The organism is Novosphingobium sp. FG90 (genome assembly GCF_057808725.1).
Genome location: NZ_JBMDIO010000037.1, coordinates 28,581 through 49,437 on the forward strand (window position 1 = coordinate 28,581; position 20,857 = coordinate 49,437).

Here is a 20,857-nt window from a genome sequence, read left to right on the forward strand (position 1 = left end):
GTTGCCAAGGGCCAGACTATCCGTGGTTTGGTCAGGCGACGGAGAGGACGATCTTGCCCTGGATATTGCCACGGGCGGCGCGTTCGTGGGCACGGGCGGCGTCGGCGAGCGGGAAGATGCTGTCGACGACGATGCGGATGGTGCCGTCGTCAAGCAGGCGGGCCGCCTCGGCCAGTTGCGCGCCACTCGAACGGACCTGTGTCGTCGAGACGGTAATGCCCAGCGTCTCGGCTTCGGCATGTCCGGTGAAGCCCAGCGGATAGACCGGGTATAGAGAACCGCCACGCTTCAGGGTGCGGAAGAAGCGGCCGGTATCCGGTCCGCCCACGGCGTCGAGCACGACGTCCACGTCGCGCACGATCTCGTCGGCCGCCGTCCTGGTGTAATCGATGAACTGATCGGCGCCGAGCTCGCGCATCAGCGCCTCGTTCCTGCCCGACGCGACCGCGATGACGCGCGCGCCCTTCCACTTCGCCAGTTGCACGGCGAGGTGCCCGACACCGCCGCCGGCGCCGTTGACAAGGACCGTTCGGCCTTCGAGCTGCGCGTGTGCATGGGTAAATGACTGGAACGGGTTGGGTTCGTCATGACCCAGATCGATCAGGAACTGCCAGGCCGTCAGCAGCGACATGGGCGCAGCCGCCGCGTGAACATGGTCGATGCCCGGTTTGCGCGCGAGGTCCGATGCCGGCACGCTGACATATTCGGCATAGGCCTTGCTGCCTTCCATGACGTTTTGCGGGAAACGGACCATCGCGTAGACCTCGTCGCCGACGCTAAATCCCTCCACGCCATCGTCGAGCGCGGCGACGACGCCGGACACGTCCGATCCGAGGATCAGCGGAAAGGCGGGATGCGGTTGCCACTCGGGGGGAAGCGAGCGGTAGCCGTCACGGAGATACCAGTCCGGCGGATTGAGGCCGACCGCGTGGACGCGGACCAGTACCTCACCAGCCGCCAAGGTGGGGCGGGGCGCATCCTCGTAGCGGAGCACGTCCGGGCCGCCGAACGCGTGCAGGCGAACCGCCTTCATTGTCTCGCTCATCATTGCCTCCTTCGGAAACTTCTAAACTGAAGGAGATGTGGCGACGCGCATTAAGATTGATAATATTGGTAGAAATCGTTTTAGTATTTCCATGAAGGAACAAATAGCATTTGAGCGCCTCACGGGGTTGATCGCCTTCGCCCGTGTCGGGTCGCTGGGCAGCTTCACGGCCGCCGCCCGGTCGCTGTCGATTTCGCCATCGGCGGTCAGCAAGAGCGTCCAGCGTCTCGAGCAGACGCTTGGGGTGCCGCTTATCACGCGCACCACCCGTTCGTTGGCTCTGACGCCCGAGGGCCGGGATTTGCATGAACGGGCGCTCCTGCTTCTTCGCGACGCGGAGGAGATCGAGCAGATGGCGATCACGGCGCGCTCGGAGCCGGCTGGCACGCTGAGGATCGCCGCCTCGCTGCCGATCGGCATCCATGTGCTTGCTCCGAAGCTGCCCGCATTCCGGGAGCGCCACCCCCAGGTGATGGTCGAGCTTCGCCTGAACGACCAGTTCGTCGACCTCGTCGAGGCCGGGATCGATATCGCGGTACGGATCGGCGATCTCGCGGACACGCGGCTCCTGGCGCGCCGGCTCGCGCCGCATCGCTTTTGCTGCTTTGCATCGCCCTCCTATCTGGCATCCCGGGGCAGGCCGTCCCATCCGGACGAACTGGTTGGCCACGATACGGTGAACCTGCGCTACCAAAGCAGCGGCCAGGTGTTGCGCTGGCCTTTCCGCGTCGGGGATCGCGAGGTCGAGATCGTGCCGTCGTCGGGTATCGTCATGGACGCCAGCGAGGCGCTGATGGCGGCGCTGGCCGCCGGTGGTGGTGTCGGCATCAGCGCGGACTTCGTCGCGGCGCCTTACGTGGCGCGCGGCGAGCTGGTGCCGGTTCTGTCGGAATTCGCTGTCGAGCGGCACAATATCACGGCCGTCTGGCCGGAGAGCCGTCGCACCAATCCGGCGGTGCGCGCTTTCCTGGCCCATCTGCAGGGCACCATGCCACGATCAAAGAATATCCACCCCTCATGATCTTCGGCCGCGATGTGATCTGCCATCGCCATCTCGGTGGCGCGGCGCAGGAAAGCCGCCGGATCGGCCCAAGGTAACGCGCTGCCACCGGAGGCCAGTTCTTCGGCTATGATGCGACGGCCACGTTCCTCGACGATTGTACGGCCGCGCGCGCTCAACTCAGCCAGAAGAGTCGATTTCCCGCCGCTTGAGCAGCCCGAAATTGCCACAAGGCCTTTGTTCAACAAGCACCATCCTTTCGTGCCACGTCGGTGGCTGCGAGACGGGCTTCCAACCGCTTCCTGGCCGAAAGTCGCGACCACCGTTTCGATAGACAGAAACAGGGTGCGGCTGTCCTGCGGATAATCGATGAGTTCGGCGCAGCGCAAATAGAAACGACGTGCAGCGTTGTCCTTCGCGTGGACCATCACCGCGCCGAAGCCGATAATCCGGGACGGCGATGCGATCCGCCTCAGCGCATCCGACAGCACGTTCTCCCCAAGCCCCTGGCCGGCGTGATCGAAGCTTACCGCCAGCCGTCCCAACGGGAGCACATTATGCGGCACACGGGGATGCTTCTCTTGATATGCCAGCGTTACGTGTCCAAAACATCAGCAAAGGCTTCCAGATCCTTGGCAACGAAGTCCCAATCCTGCTCGGCAGAAAGATCGCTCGTTTGTTTGGGGCCGTGTTCGGTAATGCGGGGCACGCAAGCAGTCCTGAAGCCGCAATTCCTCGCGGCGAGAAGATCGCTGTTGTGCGCGGCCACCAGACAGACCTCGTCAGGACGCATTCCCAGTATCTCCGCGGTCCTCAGATAGGCTTCAGGGGTCGGCTGATAGGCGCGAGCGACTTCGGCACCCAGGATGGCGTCCCATGGCAGGTTTGACCGCCTGGCAATGTCGATCATCAGGCTGATGTTGCCGTTTGAAAGCGGAGCTATGATGAAACCGGACTTCAGCCGCCGAAGACCGGAAACGACGTCGGGCCAGGGGTCGAGCTTGTGCCAGGCCATGTTCAACGCGTCAATTTCCGAGGACGGGATCGTCTCTGGATCGAGCCCGACATCCAACAACGTCAATTCCAGATTCTCCCGATGCAGAACGTCCAGCCGGGTAAAAGGCCGGCGGCCACTGCGCACTTCCTCCATCGACGGGGAATAACGGCGGCGCCAGGCATCGGCGAACTCTGCCGGATCGCAAGCTACTTCGTATCGGCGGAGGAATGGCGCCACTTCACGCGCAACGCCGCCGCGCCAATCGACAAGGGTGCCAAAAACATCGAACACGAGGGCTCGCACGCCTTTCAGGATCATGGCGCCAAATCTCCGCTGTCAGTCTGAGACAATACCCGGTCGAGAGCAGCGATGAGCGTCCTGTCCGCGTCCTTCGCTATGCTCGCGAAGATTTGGGAGGCTGCATCGAAAATGCCGGAGGCCGGATCGTTTTCTCCCAGGAAAGCGGTGATCTCGCGCATTTCCGGAACCCATCGGTAGGCTTTGCCATACATGTCCGGAATAGCATGCATCAACTGGCCCCGGAGGTTGGGGAGGCTTTCACTCATTTGCTGCGACAGGGCCTGTGCGCAGCCGGCGCGCTCCGAAGCCAGAAACATCGCGGTCCCCAAAGCAACAAGTCCTTTGTTGATCCCGGCGTAGACCATCTTCAATGCCGATGCTGCACCCACCGGACCATCGATCTGGCGCAGCTTCAGGCCAAAGCTGGCGAGGACATCGGCACGACCGTCCGGGTCGCCGCTGATGTAGAATGTCGGGCCGTCCCGGCCCTGTTGCGGAGGAAGGCCGATGATCGCTCCATCCAGCACATCGCAGCCCGTTCCGGACAGTGCCGCCGACACGTCTTGCATGGTAGCCGGATTGATCGCGTTGAAATCGATGAACGCCGGTTTCGTCGGGCTCTGGCGCAGCACGGGTGCCAGCATTTGCGCCAGACCGATCGCCGCGTCCGGCGGAACGATCGACAGGATGAGGTCGCAGCCGGGCAGATCGGACAGGTCGGCGGCGATCATGCCTGCATCGCGTGCGCGCAACGTGCTCCGCTCACTGCGGCTGTCGATGACGGTCAGAACCTGCGCGCCTCTGCCGACAAGTTCGCGTGCGACAGCACTTCCCATCGCTCCCGGCGCGATGACGGCGAGACGCGTTGTCATCTGGTCTCCCTTCAGGTTGCCATCGTTGTGCTTTGAACTGTACATTCATCAAACGAGATTGTTTATGATATCTGCGATCTCGAATCTGGATGACAAAATGAACACGCTCGATCTCGATGCGGTGAAAATCTTCCTGATGATCGTCGAATTGCGCAGCTTCACCAAGGCAGCGGCGGCAATGGATCTGGCGCAGTCGGCGGTCAGCACAAAGCTCCGGAAACTGGAAACGGAACTCGGCCACCAACTGGTCGAGCGTACCCCGCGTTCCGTGCAGCTATCGGCAGCCGGTGCAATGTTTCTCCAGCCTGCCCGCGACCTGATCACTGCCCATGATCTGGCCCTGAGCTCCTTCGGCAGCCGACAAAGAAGGCTCTCCATTGGCTTCAGCAATCATATCTTCGGTCCGCAGATCCCGGCGATGCTTTCCCGCCTGCATTCTCAGGATCCCGGCCTCGTTCTGGAAATGAAAGTCGGTACGACCCGTGAAATCATGGAAGCAATGGATTGTGGTTCGATCGGTGCGGCCTTCGTGCTCCCGCTCGATGAAACGAGACGCGGGGGAGAGGTCGTCGGACAACAGGCGTTCGGCTGGATGGCAGCACCGGGATGGACATGGGACCGTTCGACGTCCTTACCCATCGTCGTTCAGCCTAGCCCCTGCGCCGTCCGGGCGATGACAATCCGTGCGCTTGAGGATGCATCTATTCCATGGATGGAAGCCTTCGTCGGCGGCGGGGTTGCGACGATTGCGGCTGCCGCCGCCGCGGGGCTGGCTGTTGCCGCCCTTGGGCGGCAGGTCGCACCAGCGGACGTGATCGACATGGGGGCGGCGCTGCACCTGCCACCATTGCCTGCTCAGGATATCCTTCTGTATTCCAGCTTGTCTGACGGAGCTTCGAGAAAGTCGCTGCGTCTGATCGGCGCTATGTTCGGCTCGGTCCTGTGACGCGGCACAGAGGAAAAGTCGCCTGACGTCATAAAGATCAGCGATTTCACACCGTTTCCCCTCAGCTTTGGATCAGGAAGGGGAGGGGAAATCGCTGGTCGACTGCGTATCCGACGCAAACAAGGTCGAGCAGTGTCAAGGCTGCGCCATGCGAATTGTCCTGCCCCGATCGGGAGCAACGAGGCCTCCGCGCTCCATGAAGGTTGCAAAGCGCCCCGTGTCGCGCTCGCTCGTCGGCTCGCGGTCATCATGCATGCCATGCTGCGCGATGGCACTTTGTTCCAGGCGTGAGGTAGGATAGAACCAGTTTGCCAGCGGTGCAGCGTCAAAGCTGATCCGAGGGCGGTGTCCGCAGAGGGAACGCAGGGACGAACGATCTGCGAAGGCAGTCAGTTGTTTCAAAGCCCGCACCGAGTCAATGCAACGTTCGCCTCTGTGAGACCCGATACAGCACGACCAAGCTCCAGTTCGGCCAGATCCATGAGAACCTTAAACGATCGGCACCGCCTAGCAACTGCAATTACAGATCCTGACCCTGAAGCGCGGGGGCGTCGCGGCGCTCGATTGCATGCATGCCACGAAAGACTATGGGCAGGGCATTGGTCATCGGCTAGATCGGGGCTGATCCGTTGCTCCTGAAAGATAGCGCAGTCCCTCTGAAGGTCATCACCAAAGCAGCCCCAGGAGGCTGTTCGCCCACTTGACGTATTGCCATGCAACCAAGTGTACCCGCGCTATCGCTTGGGAAGGTCAGCAAGTAATGCTGGTCTCGATCAGACTGACGCCATGACGTTCGCATGTGGAACGGAGATTCGGATCGTCGATCCGATCAGTGACGAAGAAATCGATCACATCCATTCCACACACGCGCACTGGAGCCGAGCGCCCCACCTTGCTGGAATCAGCTACAAGGATCACCTTGCGCGCGTTACGGATGATCGTCTGCGAGACTTCCACTTCATCGATCGCGAAATCGAGCAGACTTCCGTCAATATCGATCGCCGAGATGCCGATGAGCGCATAGTCGACGCGAAAATTTTCGATGAAGCGCATTGCGAGCGCTCCCACCACGGCACGATCGCCGGTGCGCACCTTGCCGCCTACGCAGACAAGTTCCATCGCCTGATGATCTGAAAGGGTGTCAACGACGTTGAGATTGTTCGAGACCACCATGAGGTTGCGATGATGCACAAAATTTGCAGCCACAGCCTCGGTTGTGGTGCCGATATTCACGAACAGGGAAGCGCCATTGGGGATCAGCGCGGCAGCTGCTGCCCCAATACGAGCCTTCGCATTCGATGCGACAGTCCGACGTGCGTCATAGGCCAGGTTGTCAACGCCGGAGGTCACCAGCGCTCCGCCATGAATGCGTGAAAGCAGCGACTGTCCGGCTAGCACGTTCAGGTCCTTGCGGATCGTTTGCGGTGTTACGCCAAGCCGCTCGGCTAGATCTTCAACGGCAACGCTGCCAGCGCTGCGGGCTATCTCCAGGATATGCTCTCGACGTGCTACGACGACATCGCCTTCAGCCGCGGTTCCTCGCTCCATTGCTCCTGCTTCCTGTTTCCTTGTGATCTTGCTGATCACTAAAGCGAAGCGACGCACCGGGAAAGTGTGCTGAGATAGGCATCGATTTCAGTCTCGGTCCCAGGCGGCACATGCAAGCCCAGCTTCGAGCGTCGGTAAAGAATATCCTCTGCTGTACGCGCCCATTCGGCCGCGAACAGATATTCTATCTCGGCGGCGTGGAGCCCGGCCCCGAAGTCCTCGCCCAGGTCAGCCGGAACGCTTGCGGCGCCAAGAATCTGGATCGCTTCTGTGCCATATGCCCGAGCGAGGCGGCGAAGCAACTTTGAGGGCATGGCTGGCCACCGCGATGACAGGTCAGCCACAAACCGATCAAAGTCCTGCCCCGGCAGATTTCCACCGGGCAGCGGTTCACCTGCTGTCCAGGCCTTCCCGGCAGTTGGGAACACTTCAGCTATATGCTCCATCGCATGCTCAGCCAATTTGCGATAAGTGGTGATCTTTCCGCCGAAGATACTGAGTAGTGGCGCCCGTGTTTTCTCGGGTTTCTCGAAATCGAGCACATAGTCACGCGTTACCGCAGAGGCGTTGGCAGCATGATCGTCATAAAGCGGGCGGATGCCGGCATAGCTCCACACGATATCGGACGGTGTAATCTCCTTTTCGAAATAGCGATTCACCGTCGCGCACAGATAGTCGACTTCGCCCTGGCTGATTTCAGCCTTGCCGGGTTCGTCCGTCCAGGGCTCATCGGTGGTGCCAATCAGTGTGAATTCGCCTTCATAAGGAATCGCGAAGACGATGCGACGGTCCGGATTCTGCAGCATGAACGCATGGTCGCCATCGTAGAGGCGCGGCAATATCATATGACTGCCCTTGACGAGCCGCACGCCGCGATTGTTGTTGCTGCGCCCGATACGGCCAAGAACCTTATCGACCCATGGACCGGCGGCATTGACCAGCATCCTTGCGCGCACCTGACGGACTGTACCGGCTTTCGTTTCGAGCGTTGCAATCCACTCGCCATTTTCGTTTTGTGCTTGCGTTAGCTGTGTGCGTGTTTCGATCCGGGCGCCGCGGGCAGCCGCATCCATTGCGTTAAGTACGACGAGCCGGCTGTCTTCCACCCACCCGTCTGAATAGACGAAAGCCTTGCCCCGTTTCTTGCCCTTCTGGGGCTTGAGCCCGATCCCGCCCGGGCTCCGGTCGAGGTTTATCGTTTCGGTTCCGGGCAAGTTCTTCCGGCCACCCAGATTATCGTAAAGGAACAGGCCAAGTCGGACCATCCAGGCGGGGCGGGGGGAAAGTGATTGCGGGAGGACGAACCGCAGCGGCCACATGATGTGCGGCGCCATAGCCAGTAACCGCTCGCGTTCGATCAAAGCCTCTCGGACTAGGCGGAATTCGTAATATTCCAGATAACGCAGCCCGCCGTGGATTAGTTTTGTCGATGATGAGGAGGTATAACTGGCCAGATCGTCCTGCTCTACCAGCAGGACCGAAAGTCCGCGGCCGGCGGCGTCGCGTGCTATCCCGGCGCCATTCACGCCTCCCCCCACGATCAACAAATCATAGGTTTCGACGTGCATACCGGTAGCAGGAGAGGGGGGCGGGCATGCGGTCATTCGATCTTCTCTCGATAGGAAGGCGGCGGAAGTGTCCTGGTTCGATCCGAAGGGCATCATTCCCAGGTTTCTTTCGATAGAAAATAATATGCCGAAACCGAAAATGCAAACGAAAGAGTTGACGTTAATATGAAAGCGTGTGCAGATGGGGCAGTTTCAGATGAAAATTGTTCCAACGTGGGGAGACTTGAAGGTGGAATATCGCCGCGCCCTGATCGGCGAACTCATCTCCGAGGCCTTGGCGGTTGCGATCATAATCCTGATCGGTGATGGTGCGGCAGCCATGATCACCCTTTATGACCCGAGTCCCTACGCTCAGGCCTATTGGGGCGTTTGCATCGCCTGGGGGCTGGGCGTGACAATCGCGATCTATGTCACGGGTGCCGTTTCCGGAACACACGCCAATCCAGCGGTCACGCTGGCGCTCGCTTTTTTCCGTGGTTTCCCCAAACGCAAGATTTTGCCTTATTGGATAGCGCAGGTGATAGGTGGGTTCATCGGTGCCAGCCTGGTGCTGCAACTCTATCATCCGGTGATTGACGCTTATAATGCAGCCCATGGCTTGACGCGTGCGACAGGTGGCGCCGCTGGGGTATTCTTCACTCATCCCGGCGAACATATCACCCCGATCCACGCATTCTGGGATGAAGTGATCCTGACCGGCCTCCTGTTGCTGGGAATCTTCGCCATCACGGACGAGTTCAACGATGTTGCGCCACGGGCGAATTCGAGCGCTCTCATGATCGGTCTGCTGGTCGCGACCATTGGCGCGTCCGCAGGATATCTGGAAGCCTGGGCACTCAATCCCGCTCGCGATTTTGGGCCACGGCTTCTGGCTTGGCTCGCCGGATACGATCAGGCCGCTTTTCCAAGTCCCGAGAATTACTGGTGGGTCCCGATTGCCGCGCCGTTACTTGGTGGAACGCTCGGCGCTGGTCTCTATCAAATTGCCGTCAAGCCATATTTACCTTCGCGAAGCAAGTCAGGTGCGCCGGGCGATACGGACATGCCTGTCAAGTAAACCTTTGAAGAAAAGCCCGGAGAGCCGCCTAATGCCTCAGCCTGTGCACATTCTGGCCATCGATCAAGGCACGACATCGACGCGCGCCATCGTGTTCGACAGGCACGCGCGTCCCGTTGCAAGCGCGCAATGTGAGTTCGAACAACATTATCCCGACCTGGGGTGGGTGGAGCATGACCCGGAGGACATTTGGCGCGACACCCTCCGTCTTGCCAAAGAAGCTATCGAGAAGAGCGGGGTGGGTACCGGCGGCATTGCCGGCATCGGCATCACCAACCAGCGCGAGACAGTGGTCGTTTGGGAGCGCGGTACTGGGAAGGTGATCCATCGCGCCATCGTGTGGCAGGATCGCCGTACCGCCAGACTATGCGCCGAACTCAAGGGAGAGGAAGGATTTGAGGCGGAAGTGCGCTCGCGTACCGGCCTTCTCGTCGATCCCTATTTTTCGGGCACCAAGCTCGCCTGGATTCTTGATAATGTCGGCGGCGCCAGAGAGCGCGCTGAAAGGGGTGAGCTTGCGTTTGGCACCATCGATAGTTTCCTGATCTGGCGCCTGACGGGTGGGAAGGTTCATGCCACGGACGTGACCAATGCTGGTCGGACGATGCTCTACAACATCCGCGAGCAACGTTGGGATGAGGAAATGTGTCGTCTGCTGCGTGTGCCGATGCAGGTGCTTCCCGAGGTGCATGATAATGCGCATCATTTCGGCACGACTGACGCTGCGCTTCTGGGCGCAGCAATCCCCATTGCCGGTGTTGCCGGGGATCAGCAGGCCGCGCTGTTCGGTCAGGCTTGCTTTGGCGTGGGAATGGCGAAGTCGACCTATGGCACCGGTTGCTTCATGCTCCTCAACACGGGTACCGAGGCATTGGAATCAAATAACCGCCTCCTCACGACACCAGCCTATCGCCTGAACGGGCAGATGACCTATGCTCTTGAGGGTTCGATTTTCGTTGCTGGCGCGGCGGTGAAATGGTTGCGGGACGGGATCGGCGTCATCACGCATGCTCGTGAAACGAACGATATGGCTACGCGGGTTCCCTCCAGTCATGGTGTCTATATGGTTCCGGCTTTTGTGGGACTTGGCGCGCCTCACTGGGATCCTGATGCGCGTGGTGCGATTTTTGGCCTGACGCTTGACGCGACCCAGGCCCATCTCGCTCGCGCCGCGCTTGAGGCGGTCGCCTACCAGACTATGGATCTTGCAGAAGCGATGGTCTCAGATGGCGGCGCAGCCCCTGCCAAACTGCGCGTCGATGGCGGTATGGCCGCCAATGACTGGCTTTGCCAATTCCTTGCCGACATGCTCGAGACGGGCCCAGTCGGCCCGAAGCTGCGATTTTGGTCATCTTGGAGAACACGTCGGGAACGGGCTGGTTGTTGTTGACGATCGCCCATGCGAGGAACGACGTTCCGCTCCGATAAGGGAGCGGCGTTATGAGCCTTGGCGTTTCGAGTGGGGATCTGATCGGCTCCTGGAGCCTGAGTTTTTCGGACATCGCGTTCGTGACCGGCAAAGCGGAGACGGCACGACTGGGATTGGCGGTTCAGCTTAGATTTTTCGCCGGGCATGGCTTCTTTGTGCCGGATCATGCGTCGATACCCTCCGACGGTGTCTTGTATCTGGCGGAGCAACTTGGTCTCGATGCCAAATCCGTGAACCACTATGATTTTTCCGGGCGCACCGCCCGCCGGCATTGCGCGGAGATTTTGCGGCATCTCGGGTTCCGCCGTATGACGCAGACGGATCGCAGGGCGTTGTCGAGGTGGATTTCCGACGATCTTTGTGCGGGCGGGCAGCCGATCAATGCCATGCTCGAGCATGTTTTCCTGTGGTGCCGCGACCGCCGTATCTATGGGCCGTCGCGCAAGGAGCTGGAACGCCTCGTCCGTTCGCAACGACACCTCTATCTGGAGGCCCTGTTGGCCCGAGTCCGCGATCGGCTTGCGCCGGATGCGGTCGCCTTGCTGGAAGCCTCGCTCGCCGATCCCGATGGCCCGACCGGCTTCAACACGATGAAGGGGGATGCAGGTCAGGCGACGCTCGAAAACATTCTTGGCGTGACCGCCAAACTCGCCTTTATCCAACGGCTTGCTCTTCCCCGAGATTTCCTATCGGTCACGGGCAAGGCATGGGTCGATCAGATCGTTCGCCGGGTTGCCGGCGAGAAAGCCTCGGAGATGCGCCGGCATGTACCGGCGCGCCAGCTCGGGCTCTATGCCGTTTATCTGATGGCGCGGGAAGCTCAGCTTACGGATGCGATGGTCGACCTGCTGATCGAGACGGTCCATAAGATCGGATCGCGCTCGAAACGCAAGGTGGTGGGCGATATCGCGAAAGACATCGAGCGGGTCTATGGCAAGGAGCGACTCCTGGTCGAGATTGCCAGCGCTTCGATCGACGATCCATCCGGGCGCATCTGCGATGTCATTTTCCCAATCGCCGGCAAGGACAAACTGGCGGCGATCATCAAGGAAAGCCAGGCAAAGGGCGCCTTGGATCGGCGGATCTACAAGGTGATGCGGAGGTCATGGGCCAATCATTATCGCCGTATGCTGCCAAGCCTGCTTTCGGCACTGGAGTTCCGGTCGAACAACGCCGTGTGGCGTCCGGTGCTGGCGGCCCTGGACTGGATCAGAAGCAAAGTGGATGATGGATGCCGCTACGTGCCGCCGCACGCAGTGCCGGTCGACGAGGTCATTCCGGCGAGATGGCGCAGTTCCGTCATTGATGAAGAGGGGCGCGTAAACCGGATCAGTTATGAGCTTTGTGTCCTCGCGCAACTGCGCGATCGCATCCGTTCTAAGGAAATCTGGGTTGTCGGGGCGGACCGATACCGCAATCCCGATGACGATCTTCCCAAGGACTTCGATGCGCGGCGAGAAGCATATTACACAGGATTGAACCTGACGGCGGATGCGCGTGCATTTTCAAGCGCCATCCGGGAAGAGCTTGCTCAGGAACTGTTGCTCCTCAATGCCAATATTCCCCGGAACGACAAGGTTCGGCTGCTGTGGCGCGGCGAGAACCGTATATCTCTCACCCCGTTCAAACCCTTGCCCGAACCCAGGGGTCTCGCCTCGATCAAGACCGAGATCGGCCAACGCTGGCCGATGACCGGGCTGCTCGACGTACTGAAGGAGGCTGCCCTTGATACGGGACTTCTCGAAGCGTTCGAAACATCGGCCTCGCGTGTTGCACTGCCGAAAACCGCGCTGGATCAACGTCTCCTGCTATGCCTCTACGGCCTGGGAACGAATGCCGGGCTCAAGCGGATCGCCGGCGCCACCCCCGATGTCAGCTATGAAGAGCTGCTGCATGTCCATCGCCGCTTCGTTCATGCCGCGGCGCTCAAGGAGGCGTGTGCCAGGGTTGCGAATGCGACCCTGGCAATCCGCAATGCTGCAGTCTGGGGGGACGCCGGCACGGCCTGTGCGTCAGATTCCACAAAGTTCGGAGCCTGGGATCGCAACCTGATGACGGAATGGCATGCGCGTTATGGTGGACGGGGCGTCATGATCTACTGGCATGTCGAACGACGCGCGACATGCGTCTATTCCCAGCTCAAGCGCTGCTCTTCCTCCGAGGTCGCCTCCATGATCGAGGGCGTGCTGCGCCATTGCACCGACATGGAAATCCAGCGACAATATGTTGATAGTCATGGCCAAAGCGCGGTTGGCTTTGCATTTTGCCGGCTTCTCGGATTTGAGCTTGCACCCCGCCTGAAAGCGATCGCTCGCCAGAAGCTGGCTCTTCCCGATGTCGGCATGCGAACGCGGCTTCCCCACTTGCAGCCGATCCTCTCCACCCACATTCTCCAAGTAAGTCGCTGATTTCGCTGTCGTAATCGTGATATTTCGCATATAAATCATGGCGTTGACGGCTGCGAGGGGCGCGTTTCATGGATCACCTGGAGGGTGCGGGCTTGGCGCGGGGAGATCGGGTTGATTTCGACCGCCGTGTGCGTCTGGAGTTCCGTGGCGCGCAGATCAGTTCAGACGGTGGCCTGCTGGTGATGCGCGAGCTTGATGACGTGCTCGGCCTGTCCAATCTGGCGTCGGAGGCGCTGCGAGACAGCCGCACCGGGAAGAACACGCTCCATCGGCTTGACGGATTGTTCCGGCAATCGGTGTTCGGACGACTGGCCGGATACGAGGATGTGAACGATGCCGACCGCTTGGCCCTCGATCCCGTGATGCGTCAGGTCGTTGGCGGCAGGGCCGTCGAGGCGCAAGCTGCTTCGGCATCGCAGATGGGACGGTTCGAGACCGAGACGCTGGCTCTGGCCGCGAACCGGGCGGCGCTGGCCGATCTGAACGGCCAATGGATCGACCGGTTTCATGACCGCAACGGGTTGAAATACATCGTGCTGGACATGGACAGCTCGGTCAGCCCCACCCACGGCGATCAGGAAGGTGCTGCCTGGAACGGGCATTTCGACTGCACCTGCTATCACCCCATCTTCTTGTTCAACCAGTTTGGCATGCTGGAGCGCTGCGCCCTGCGTAACGGCAATGTCCACAGCGCCGATGGCTGGCGGGATGTCCTTGATCCCGTCATTGCCCGATATGCTGGCCGCGACCTTGGTGGACGCTTCTTCCGGGCCGACGCTGCCTACGCGATCCCCGCGATCTATATGCGGCTGGAAGAAGCCAGGTTCTTCTACGCCATCCGTCTGCCCGCCAACGCCGTCTTGCGCGAGAAGATCGCGCATCGGCTGACACGGCCCGTGGGACGGCCTTCGCTGACCAAGGTCAAACGGTTCTTCGAGGACTTCGAGTATCAGGCGGCGTCCTGGGACAAGCCGCGCCGCGTCATCGCCAAGATCGAATGGCATCCGGGCGAGCTGTTCCCCAAAGTCGGCTTCATCGTCACCAACCTGCCGATGGAGCCAGACTGGGTGGTGAGGTTCTACAACCAGCGCGGCACCGCAGAGCAGCACATCAAGGAAGGCAAATATGCCTTTCGCTGGACGCGGCTGTCATGCCGGAAGTTCCGGCACAACGAGGTGCGGCTGCAACTGCACGCGCTGGCCTACAACCTGGCAACCTTCCTGCGCTGCATCGAACTGCCCGAGGCCATGGCGGACTGGTCGTTGACCAGCCTGCAACTCAAGCTGATCAAGATCGGCGCCCGCGTCGTCCGCCACGCCCGCGCCATTACCTTCCAGTTGGCCGAGGTCGCCGTCACCGGCCCGATGGTGCGGGCCGTCCTTGCCGCCATCCGCCGTCTTCGAACGCCTCCGTCATGCGCATGACCACGATCCATGCCCAAGCTGAACGAAAGCGGCAGGACAGGTCCGTCTGCCGCGCGGAAAAGCGGCTCTGCCGGGCCAGAATGCTGCGGGTTCGAGGCTTGATCCACCCGACTTCGGCCGTTTGCGCGACGACAGACACCGCTCGGGGCGAAAAACGCTTGCCCAGCGAGCAAAATCAGGCGATCTTGAAGTCAAGCGGCAGGCCACTTGGGGAATGTCGGAGCAAGGAGAAGGAAGATCATGCCCGATGAAGCCCAAAGCCCTGCCCCGCCGACCCCTCTGGCTGGGCTGGTCATCACGCTCATCGGCGTGGTCGGCTTTGCGGGTTGGATCGCGCTCGGCCTGACGCTGCTCGGCATCACCTCTTTCTTCGCGAGCTTTCTCTTCTTCTGGTACTGGGCCGCGGTCGAGCAGGCCGACATGAAGCAATGGCCGCAAAGCGTCCTGGGCGCATTTGTCGGGCTCGGCCTCGCCTGGCAATCGCACTGGCTTCCCGCGCAGTTCGGCACGCCAGGACTGATCGCCGGGCTCGTCGTCATTGTCGTGGCACTCTATATCCAGATCGTGAACTGGGTGCCCATCGCCATCAACCGGAGCGCCATGCTGTTCCTGACGGTGCTTGCCGCACCCATCCTGCTCGAAAAGCTCGATCCGCTCGAAATGGCCAAGGCGATCGGGCTGGGCGCGCTCTATTTCGGTGCGATCGTGAAAGTGCTGACCATGCTTTCTGCGCCAAAGACCGGCTGAGCGTCAGCGGCGGGCGAGGCCCTTCTGCTCCATCCGCCATTGGAGCTGGTCGAACCGGTCCTGCCCGAAAAAGGGTTCGCCCTCGAAAACCATCAGCGGCACGCCATAGTGGCCGCCTTCGCGCTGTGCGTCCTGGTTTGCGGCAATCAGGGCGTCGAGCCGCTCTGCCTCCGCGGATGGCTCAATTTGCCGGTCTAGTTCGGCAAGATCCAGTCCGGCACGCGCCGTCGCTTCGGCAAGGTGATTGCCTTCATGCCACCCGGCGACACTGCCGCCCCAGATGAGGCGGCCGACCTGTTCGATGAATGCCAGCTCCAGTCCGATCAACTGGGATGAGATCGAGCAGCAATATGACGAGATGGTCAAATATGCAGCCGCGATGCAGACAAAAACCGCCGACCCGGAGGCGATCCTGCGCCGGTTTAGCCGCTCCGAGGTGATGCACCCGACCTACAAGGCGTTGAGTGAGCTGGGCCGCGCGGTCAAGACGATCTTCCTGTGCCGGTATCTGCGCGAGGAGTCCTTCCGCCGCGAAATTCATGAAGGCCTGAATGTCGTTGAAAACTGGAACAGTGCCAATGGGTTCGTTTTCTTCGGCAAGGGCGGCGAGATCGCCACTAACCGCATCGATGAGCAGCAGCTCTCGGTCCTGGCGCTACATTTGCTGCAAGCGTCGCTTGTCTATGTGAACACCCGAATGCTTCAGAGCGTGCTGGTGGAACCGAAATGGACGGGCCGGATGACGCCGGATGATTATCGCGGCCTCACACCGCTGATTTACAGCCACGTCAATCCTTATGGCCGCTTCGACCTCGATCTGAATAGCCGGATCGATTTTGGGCGGCTTGCTGCCTGACCGGGGCCTTTCCGCTCGCACCATTTGGGTGCACCCGAACGTGACGATCGGAAGTGACATATACGACATGTCACAAAAGGGTGGTTCCGTCACCAATGTTACTGTACGAGGGCAAAGCCACCCTAATGTGACGGATTTGCCCATGACCCGCGTCGGCTACGCCCGCGTCAGCACCATCGACCAGGATCTCGACATCCAGGTTGCCCGGTTGAAGGCAGCGGGCTGTGAAATCCTCCGCTCCGAAACAGGCTCGGGCGCATCGCGCACTGGACGCACGGAGCTTGAGACGATCATGCAGTTCCTGCGCGCCGATGACGAACTCGTCGTCCTGCGTCTCGATCGGCTCGGTCGCTCCACACGCGATGTTCTCAATCTGGTTCATGAACTCGACCAGAAGGGAGCCTCATTGCGGGTGCTTGAGCCGGAGGTGACGACGGCCGGAAGCATGGGGCGGATGGTGATCACCATTCTGGGCATGGTCGCGGACATGGAACTGACGTTCATCAAGGACCGGCAGCGCGCCGGGATCGAGGCGGCGCGCGCCGAAGGCGTCTACAAAGGCCGGAAGAAAAACATCGATGACGATGAAATCCGACGCCGGATCACCGCCGGCGCGAGCAAGGCCAGCGTCGCGCGCGACCTCAAGATCTCAAGAATGACCGTCTATCGGGCGCTTGACGTCATTCCTTCAAGGATCGGGCTGCCGGAAAAGCCGCCTTCTGTCACCATCGCCCTGCATCTGACCATCGAGAACTTCAACAAGCATGGTCGTGGCAGAAAGCCCGCTCGCGAGCGCATTGAGGCGATGCTGGAGCGGGATTACCAGATGCAAAAGACCGGGAACTGCGATTACACGCTGACCGTCGCCTATGATCAGGGTGCCGATGGCGTCAGCCTCGATGATGAGATCGCATCTCTCCAGACAGAGATGTTCAACATCGCAGAGAGCTACAGGTGCTCGATCGAGACCGATGTTTACGAGATTGGAGGACAAGAGCGAGCCTGGTAGATCGCCATGTTCAATCTTTGTTCTTCAACATGGCCAAAATCGCAGCTTCGGGCCGACTGGGCCAGACGAAGGTTGAGCGGCCCGTTCATCTTGAGACGACAGCGCTTGGCGCTGCTTTTCATGCGGGCCTTGCAACAGGGCTCTGGGCGGATCTCAACGCTCTGGCCGAAACCTGGACGCAGGGACAGATTTTTGAACCGAAAATGGCGAATTTTGAACGCAAAACGCTCGTTGCCGGATGGCAAGATGCAGTTCGCCGTACGTTGCGTTAGCAAGACGATCTGAGCCAGAAATGCTATAACGGCGGCATTACTAATCTGATATCGGACGTGTCGTCGTACTTCGTCGCCATGATTGCGCAGCTCAACCGTGAGCGCTTCTTGCGGAAAGTCCGGCAATGATGTGCCAAAGCGAACGGGCAAGAGCACGCTGGCCGGCGGTTCTCCGCACAATCGCGGGAACGCTGGGGGCCTACGGCGTGACATCGCTTGCAACCGTGGCCCTCTCGCTGCTGTTGGTCCGGATCGGAATGGGGCAGGCCGAGGCCCTTATAGTCGCAACTTTGGCGAGCTTCGCAATGTTTGCCTTCATTGCCATGGCGACCTTCCATTTCCGCGGTGTTGCTGGTGTGTGGGGGTGGCTGCGACGCTTTCCGTTGTGGCCGGCATTGTCATCCTGCTGACGGCGCTCGGAACAAAGGTATGACGCTTGTGATACCCCAACCGCAACCCGCGCAATGCGGCGCGGCCCTGTCCGGGACAAGCGCTGCGCCGGCTATGCCGCCCGTATATGCATCAGCGTGGCAGCCTTCGAGCCGGTATGCCGATCAACCCATGAGCCTGGGGACGCGACAGTTCGGCATTGGGGGCGTGTCGGTGATCGGGCTGCTGATCCTGTGTGCGGCGTTGTTTACCTGGCGGACCTATAGCGCACCGCCTGCATCGACTACCCTTAACGTATTCGACGTCCGGGCTCCCGCATCACCCCCAGAGATTCAGCCGGAAGAGAAGGATGCGCTCAGGCCGGTCGAGAGGACGGAAAAGTCTACGGAGCGGCCCAAGGTGCAACTGGTTGAACGCACGATCGTGCCGATCCCGCCGGTGTCGGTGCCCTTACCGCGAGTGACGCCCACGCCCACTCATCCGGCGCCAACGGAACCGGAGACGGCCGCGCCCGAGACCATGCCCGCGCCATTGGCGCCTCAGGTGGCAAGCCACGGAGCCGATAGCTGGGAAGGCCGCGTCCTTGCGGCGCTCAACAAGCATCGCCAATATCCGCGTGCGGCGATGGCGCGGGGGCAACAGGGAGCGCCCTGGATTCGTTTCGTGATGGACCGCGAAGGCAAGGTCCTATCATCCCGCCTCGAACGGTCTTCGAGCTTTCCTGACCTCGATCGCGAAGCGGTTGCGCTTGCAAAACGGGCATCACCACTTCCCAAGCCGCCCGACGACAAACCCGGCGAAACGCTGGAACTGGTCGTGCCGGTGGAGTTCTCCCTGACCCGGTGAAGGCGAGGTAACGTGATGGGCACCGTGTTACACCAGGCAGACCAAAAGTTTCTTCGATTACGCCCCTTCATCGACGATCAGGGGTGATATCATCCCATTCCATCTGATAACTGCTCCATTCTCATCGAGCTGAGGATGTGCCCGACTTCTCATGAGGAGATAATTTCCTCCCGTTTGCGCCATTCGAAATGTGGTCGAAAACGGTCGCACTGACGGCAACCAGGCAAGCCATTCCGCACGAACCCGTGCGAGATCGTCCGTGTGCATTTTGCTATACCAGCGATCAATTCTCTTTTGCATTGCTTCGCCCTCGATGTCCGTCGCTAATGGGCTGATATAATCTACGGTTCCATCAGGCCTGGCTGCCCAGGCAATCGTCGGACTCACTTCTGCAAGGTGCCGGAAATGCGCATCGCTAAGGTGAAGCTTGCGAATGATGTGCTTCTGTTCTGTGACATCGACTGTCACTAACGAAAGACCGATGACGTCGCCGCCTACATCGACAACCTTTTGTACAAATACTTGATAGTCTCGTTCGGCTATAACGACTTCCTGAGTGGGAGTATGGTCATTTTTCAGCGCTGCGTTCAATATTTCTCGGAGTTGGTCGAGAGTGGGGTCGGATAATACCTCATCAATTGTCTTACCCGTAATTTGAAATGAACTGGCTCCCAGCATCTTGGCGAAGAGATCGTTCACGCGTACGTGGCGCAAGTTCACATCCAGGAAGCATAGCCCCGCGGGGGACTGTTGGTACAGGGATCGGAGCTGATGGAGTTGCTGAAACGGCGAGGCGTCGAGTAAAGGTGGGGTATCGGTGTGAGGTGTTCCCAGTCCATCTACCATCTCGCGAGCCTCGTGGGCCGGCACTCCCGCACCAAAAAGCCAGCCTTGGCCCAGCGGACAACCAAGATCCGATAGAATCGAGGCTTCCTTCTCCGATTCTACGCCTTCTGCGACAACGGTAATTCCAAGGCTTTGTCCGAGACCAATGATGGCAGCTGCAATTCGCCGCTTCCCCGCATCCCGGTCCAGGCCACGTACAAAGCGAGCATCGATCTTGAGCTTTCTGAACGGAAAGGCTTCCAGTCTTGCGAGACTGGAATAGCCGGTCCCGAAATCATCGATCGACACTTTAACGCCCAGGGAATCCAGTTTCCGAAGCGTAGCGTATGCTGTTTCCTCCTGAGAATGGAGCGATCCTTCGGTGACTTCAATCTGAAGACGATTCAGTGGAAAACCTGCCCGAACTTCTTCCGCCATGAGCCAGTCAGGCATTTCCTCATGCAGGAGTTGACATGGGGAAATGTTGAAAGCGATGAAGAATGTGCCGGGCCAATCTCTGGCCTGCGCACATGAGGATCGTATCAAAGCCTTGGTAAGATCATCAATCAGATTATGCTTTTCCAGCAGCGGGATGAAGTGATCTGGCGGAATGTTCCTTCCCCCGGATGCCGTCCATCGAGCCAAAATCTCGAAACCTGCGAGATGTCCGGAGTCAATTGATACAATAGGCTGAAAAGCGGGCCAGATATTCCCGTTTGAGATTGCCGATTTGAGTCTGGCTTTAATATAATTATTGCTAAATCCTCTTGTTGATCTTCCTTCTACCGAGAAATTTACAGTGCGATTTGCTTTCGCAGGATTCGTTGCTATGGCCTTCTGTTTTCCATAAATCGCCATGTCATGGGCGACTCGGCTTACTCTCCGCCCCAAAGTTTAACTATCAATAAACTATAAGAGCCCGATCGGAAATTAAGTTGAGTGGTATCAGCAGGTTAGCTTGACGGCCTGACCTGTCGTTGATTCATGAGTTTCGCCAAAAACTACCATGGATACAACGATGTGGACCGATACCACTCGCGCCCTTCATGCGCGAAGCGGGCTGACTTTGCCAAGTGATATGACTGATGCCGAGTGGGCGGTTCTGGAACCATTGCTGCCACCAGCATCACATGTCGGGCGACCTCGCAAATGGTCGCTGCGGCGCATTGTCGAGGCTATCCTATACTTGCTGCGCGGGGGCTTGCCCTGGCGGATGCTGCCGCCTTGCTTTCCGCCTGTTTCGACCGTGCGGCACTGGTTCTATGTCAACGGCGGAGCAAAAGTCGGCCATGGGGCGGCGTAAAACCAGGCCATCGTG

General features: G+C 59.8%; 17 protein-coding genes and 3 pseudogenes. 12 read left to right on the forward strand and 8 right to left on the reverse strand.

The window, feature by feature from the left end; all coding sequences use genetic code 11:
- Positions 1-31: 31 nt before the first annotated feature.
- Entirely contained in the window at positions 32-1,045 is a 1,014-nt protein-coding gene (locus ACODRZ_RS22460; RefSeq protein WP_082733398.1) for an NADP-dependent oxidoreductase, read from the reverse strand.
- Between the two features lie 37 nt (positions 1,046-1,082).
- Here ACODRZ_RS22460 and ACODRZ_RS22465 point away from each other — a divergent pair, with 37 nt between their 5' ends.
- A complete protein-coding gene (locus ACODRZ_RS22465; protein WP_125989423.1) occupies positions 1,083-2,066 on the forward strand; it encodes a LysR family transcriptional regulator in 984 nt (327 codons plus the stop codon).
- A gap of 23 nt (positions 2,067-2,089) precedes the next feature.
- Here ACODRZ_RS22465 and ACODRZ_RS22470 read toward each other — a convergent pair.
- From ACODRZ_RS22470 to ACODRZ_RS22480, 3 genes and pseudogenes are all read right to left on the reverse strand, one after another.
- A pseudogene (locus tag ACODRZ_RS22470) lies at positions 2,090-2,473 on the reverse strand (AAA family ATPase); the annotation flags it as partial.
- Positions 2,474-2,640: 167 nt separating this feature from the next.
- Positions 2,641-3,360, reverse strand: a complete 720-nt coding sequence (locus ACODRZ_RS22475; protein ID WP_103096777.1) for a haloacid dehalogenase type II — start codon at positions 3,358-3,360, stop codon at positions 2,641-2,643.
- Positions 3,357-4,214 (reverse strand): NAD(P)-dependent oxidoreductase, encoded by an 858-nt coding sequence (locus ACODRZ_RS22480; RefSeq protein ID WP_025290612.1) that lies wholly within the window; start codon positions 4,212-4,214, stop codon positions 3,357-3,359. The genes ACODRZ_RS22475 and ACODRZ_RS22480 overlap by 4 nt, the downstream gene beginning before the upstream one ends.
- A gap of 97 nt (positions 4,215-4,311) precedes the next feature.
- Between ACODRZ_RS22480 and ACODRZ_RS22485 the strand changes: the two genes are divergently transcribed.
- Entirely contained in the window at positions 4,312-5,160 is an 849-nt protein-coding gene (locus ACODRZ_RS22485) for a LysR family transcriptional regulator (RefSeq protein WP_245892597.1), read from the forward strand.
- Between the two features lie 750 nt (positions 5,161-5,910).
- Here the strand turns inward: ACODRZ_RS22485 and ACODRZ_RS22490 are convergent.
- Together ACODRZ_RS22490 and ACODRZ_RS22495 are read right to left on the reverse strand one after the other, a co-directional pair.
- Complete coding sequence (locus ACODRZ_RS22490) at positions 5,911-6,765, reverse strand: DeoR/GlpR family DNA-binding transcription regulator (RefSeq protein WP_341896989.1); 855 nt, start codon at positions 6,763-6,765, stop codon at positions 5,911-5,913.
- On the reverse strand, positions 6,747-8,276 hold the full coding sequence (locus ACODRZ_RS22495; RefSeq protein ID WP_066764257.1) for a glycerol-3-phosphate dehydrogenase: 1,530 nt from the start codon (positions 8,274-8,276) through the stop codon (positions 6,747-6,749). Before ACODRZ_RS22495 ends, ACODRZ_RS22490 begins: the two co-directional genes overlap by 19 nt.
- 229 nt (positions 8,277-8,505) lie before the next feature.
- On the opposite strand from ACODRZ_RS22495, the gene ACODRZ_RS22500 reads away from it, so the two are divergent.
- The 5 genes from ACODRZ_RS22500 to ACODRZ_RS22520 all read left to right on the forward strand — a co-directional run bounded on the left by ACODRZ_RS22500 (position 8,506) and on the right by ACODRZ_RS22520 (position 15,341).
- Positions 8,506-9,333, forward strand: coding sequence for an MIP/aquaporin family protein (locus ACODRZ_RS22500; protein ID WP_004207048.1), 828 nt, complete (start codon positions 8,506-8,508; stop codon positions 9,331-9,333).
- Positions 9,334-9,364: 31 nt separating this feature from the next.
- On the forward strand, positions 9,365-10,723 hold the full coding sequence (gene glpK / locus ACODRZ_RS22505; RefSeq protein ID WP_488986239.1) for a glycerol kinase GlpK: 1,359 nt from the start codon (positions 9,365-9,367) through the stop codon (positions 10,721-10,723).
- A 50-nt stretch (positions 10,724-10,773) separates the two neighbouring features.
- The gene (locus tag ACODRZ_RS22510) at positions 10,774-13,170 is read left to right on the forward strand and encodes a Tn3 family transposase (protein ID WP_488986240.1); all 2,397 of its coding nucleotides are present in this window, start codon (positions 10,774-10,776) and stop codon (positions 13,168-13,170) included.
- A 68-nt stretch (positions 13,171-13,238) separates the two neighbouring features.
- Complete coding sequence (locus ACODRZ_RS22515) at positions 13,239-14,594, forward strand: IS1380-like element ISPme1 family transposase (RefSeq protein WP_012112698.1); 1,356 nt, start codon at positions 13,239-13,241, stop codon at positions 14,592-14,594.
- A gap of 240 nt (positions 14,595-14,834) precedes the next feature.
- On the forward strand, positions 14,835-15,341 hold the full coding sequence (locus ACODRZ_RS22520; RefSeq protein WP_488986241.1) for a hypothetical protein: 507 nt from the start codon (positions 14,835-14,837) through the stop codon (positions 15,339-15,341).
- Positions 15,342-15,344: 3 nt separating this feature from the next.
- On the opposite strand, the gene ACODRZ_RS22525 is transcribed toward ACODRZ_RS22520, so the two are convergent.
- Positions 15,345-15,659 (reverse strand): DsbA family protein, encoded by a 315-nt coding sequence (locus tag ACODRZ_RS22525; RefSeq protein ID WP_488986243.1) that lies wholly within the window; start codon positions 15,657-15,659, stop codon positions 15,345-15,347.
- 4 nt (positions 15,660-15,663) lie between these two features.
- Between ACODRZ_RS22525 and ACODRZ_RS22530 the strand changes: the two are divergent.
- From ACODRZ_RS22530 to ACODRZ_RS22545, 4 genes and pseudogenes are all read left to right on the forward strand, one after another.
- Positions 15,664-16,197 (forward strand): annotated as a pseudogene (locus ACODRZ_RS22530) (Tn3 family transposase); the annotation flags it as partial.
- A gap of 142 nt (positions 16,198-16,339) precedes the next feature.
- The gene (locus ACODRZ_RS22535) at positions 16,340-17,206 is read left to right on the forward strand and encodes a recombinase family protein (RefSeq protein ID WP_006961816.1); all 867 of its coding nucleotides are present in this window, start codon (positions 16,340-16,342) and stop codon (positions 17,204-17,206) included.
- Between the two features lie 29 nt (positions 17,207-17,235).
- Positions 17,236-17,478 carry a hypothetical protein gene (locus tag ACODRZ_RS22540; protein WP_488986242.1) on the forward strand — a complete coding sequence of 81 codons (243 nt, stop codon included), beginning with the start codon at positions 17,236-17,238 and terminating at the stop codon, positions 17,476-17,478.
- A 561-nt stretch (positions 17,479-18,039) separates the two neighbouring features.
- Entirely contained in the window at positions 18,040-18,714 is a 675-nt protein-coding gene (locus tag ACODRZ_RS22545) for a TonB family protein (RefSeq protein ID WP_230188914.1), read from the forward strand.
- A gap of 57 nt (positions 18,715-18,771) precedes the next feature.
- On the opposite strand, the gene ACODRZ_RS22550 is transcribed toward ACODRZ_RS22545, so the two are convergent.
- Complete coding sequence (locus tag ACODRZ_RS22550; protein ID WP_084717589.1) at positions 18,772-20,397, reverse strand: sensor domain-containing phosphodiesterase; 1,626 nt, start codon at positions 20,395-20,397, stop codon at positions 18,772-18,774.
- Positions 20,398-20,557: 160 nt separating this feature from the next.
- Between ACODRZ_RS22550 and ACODRZ_RS22555 the strand changes: the two are divergent.
- Positions 20,558-20,806 (forward strand): annotated as a pseudogene (locus ACODRZ_RS22555) (transposase); the annotation flags it as partial.
- Positions 20,807-20,857 lie beyond the last annotated feature (51 nt).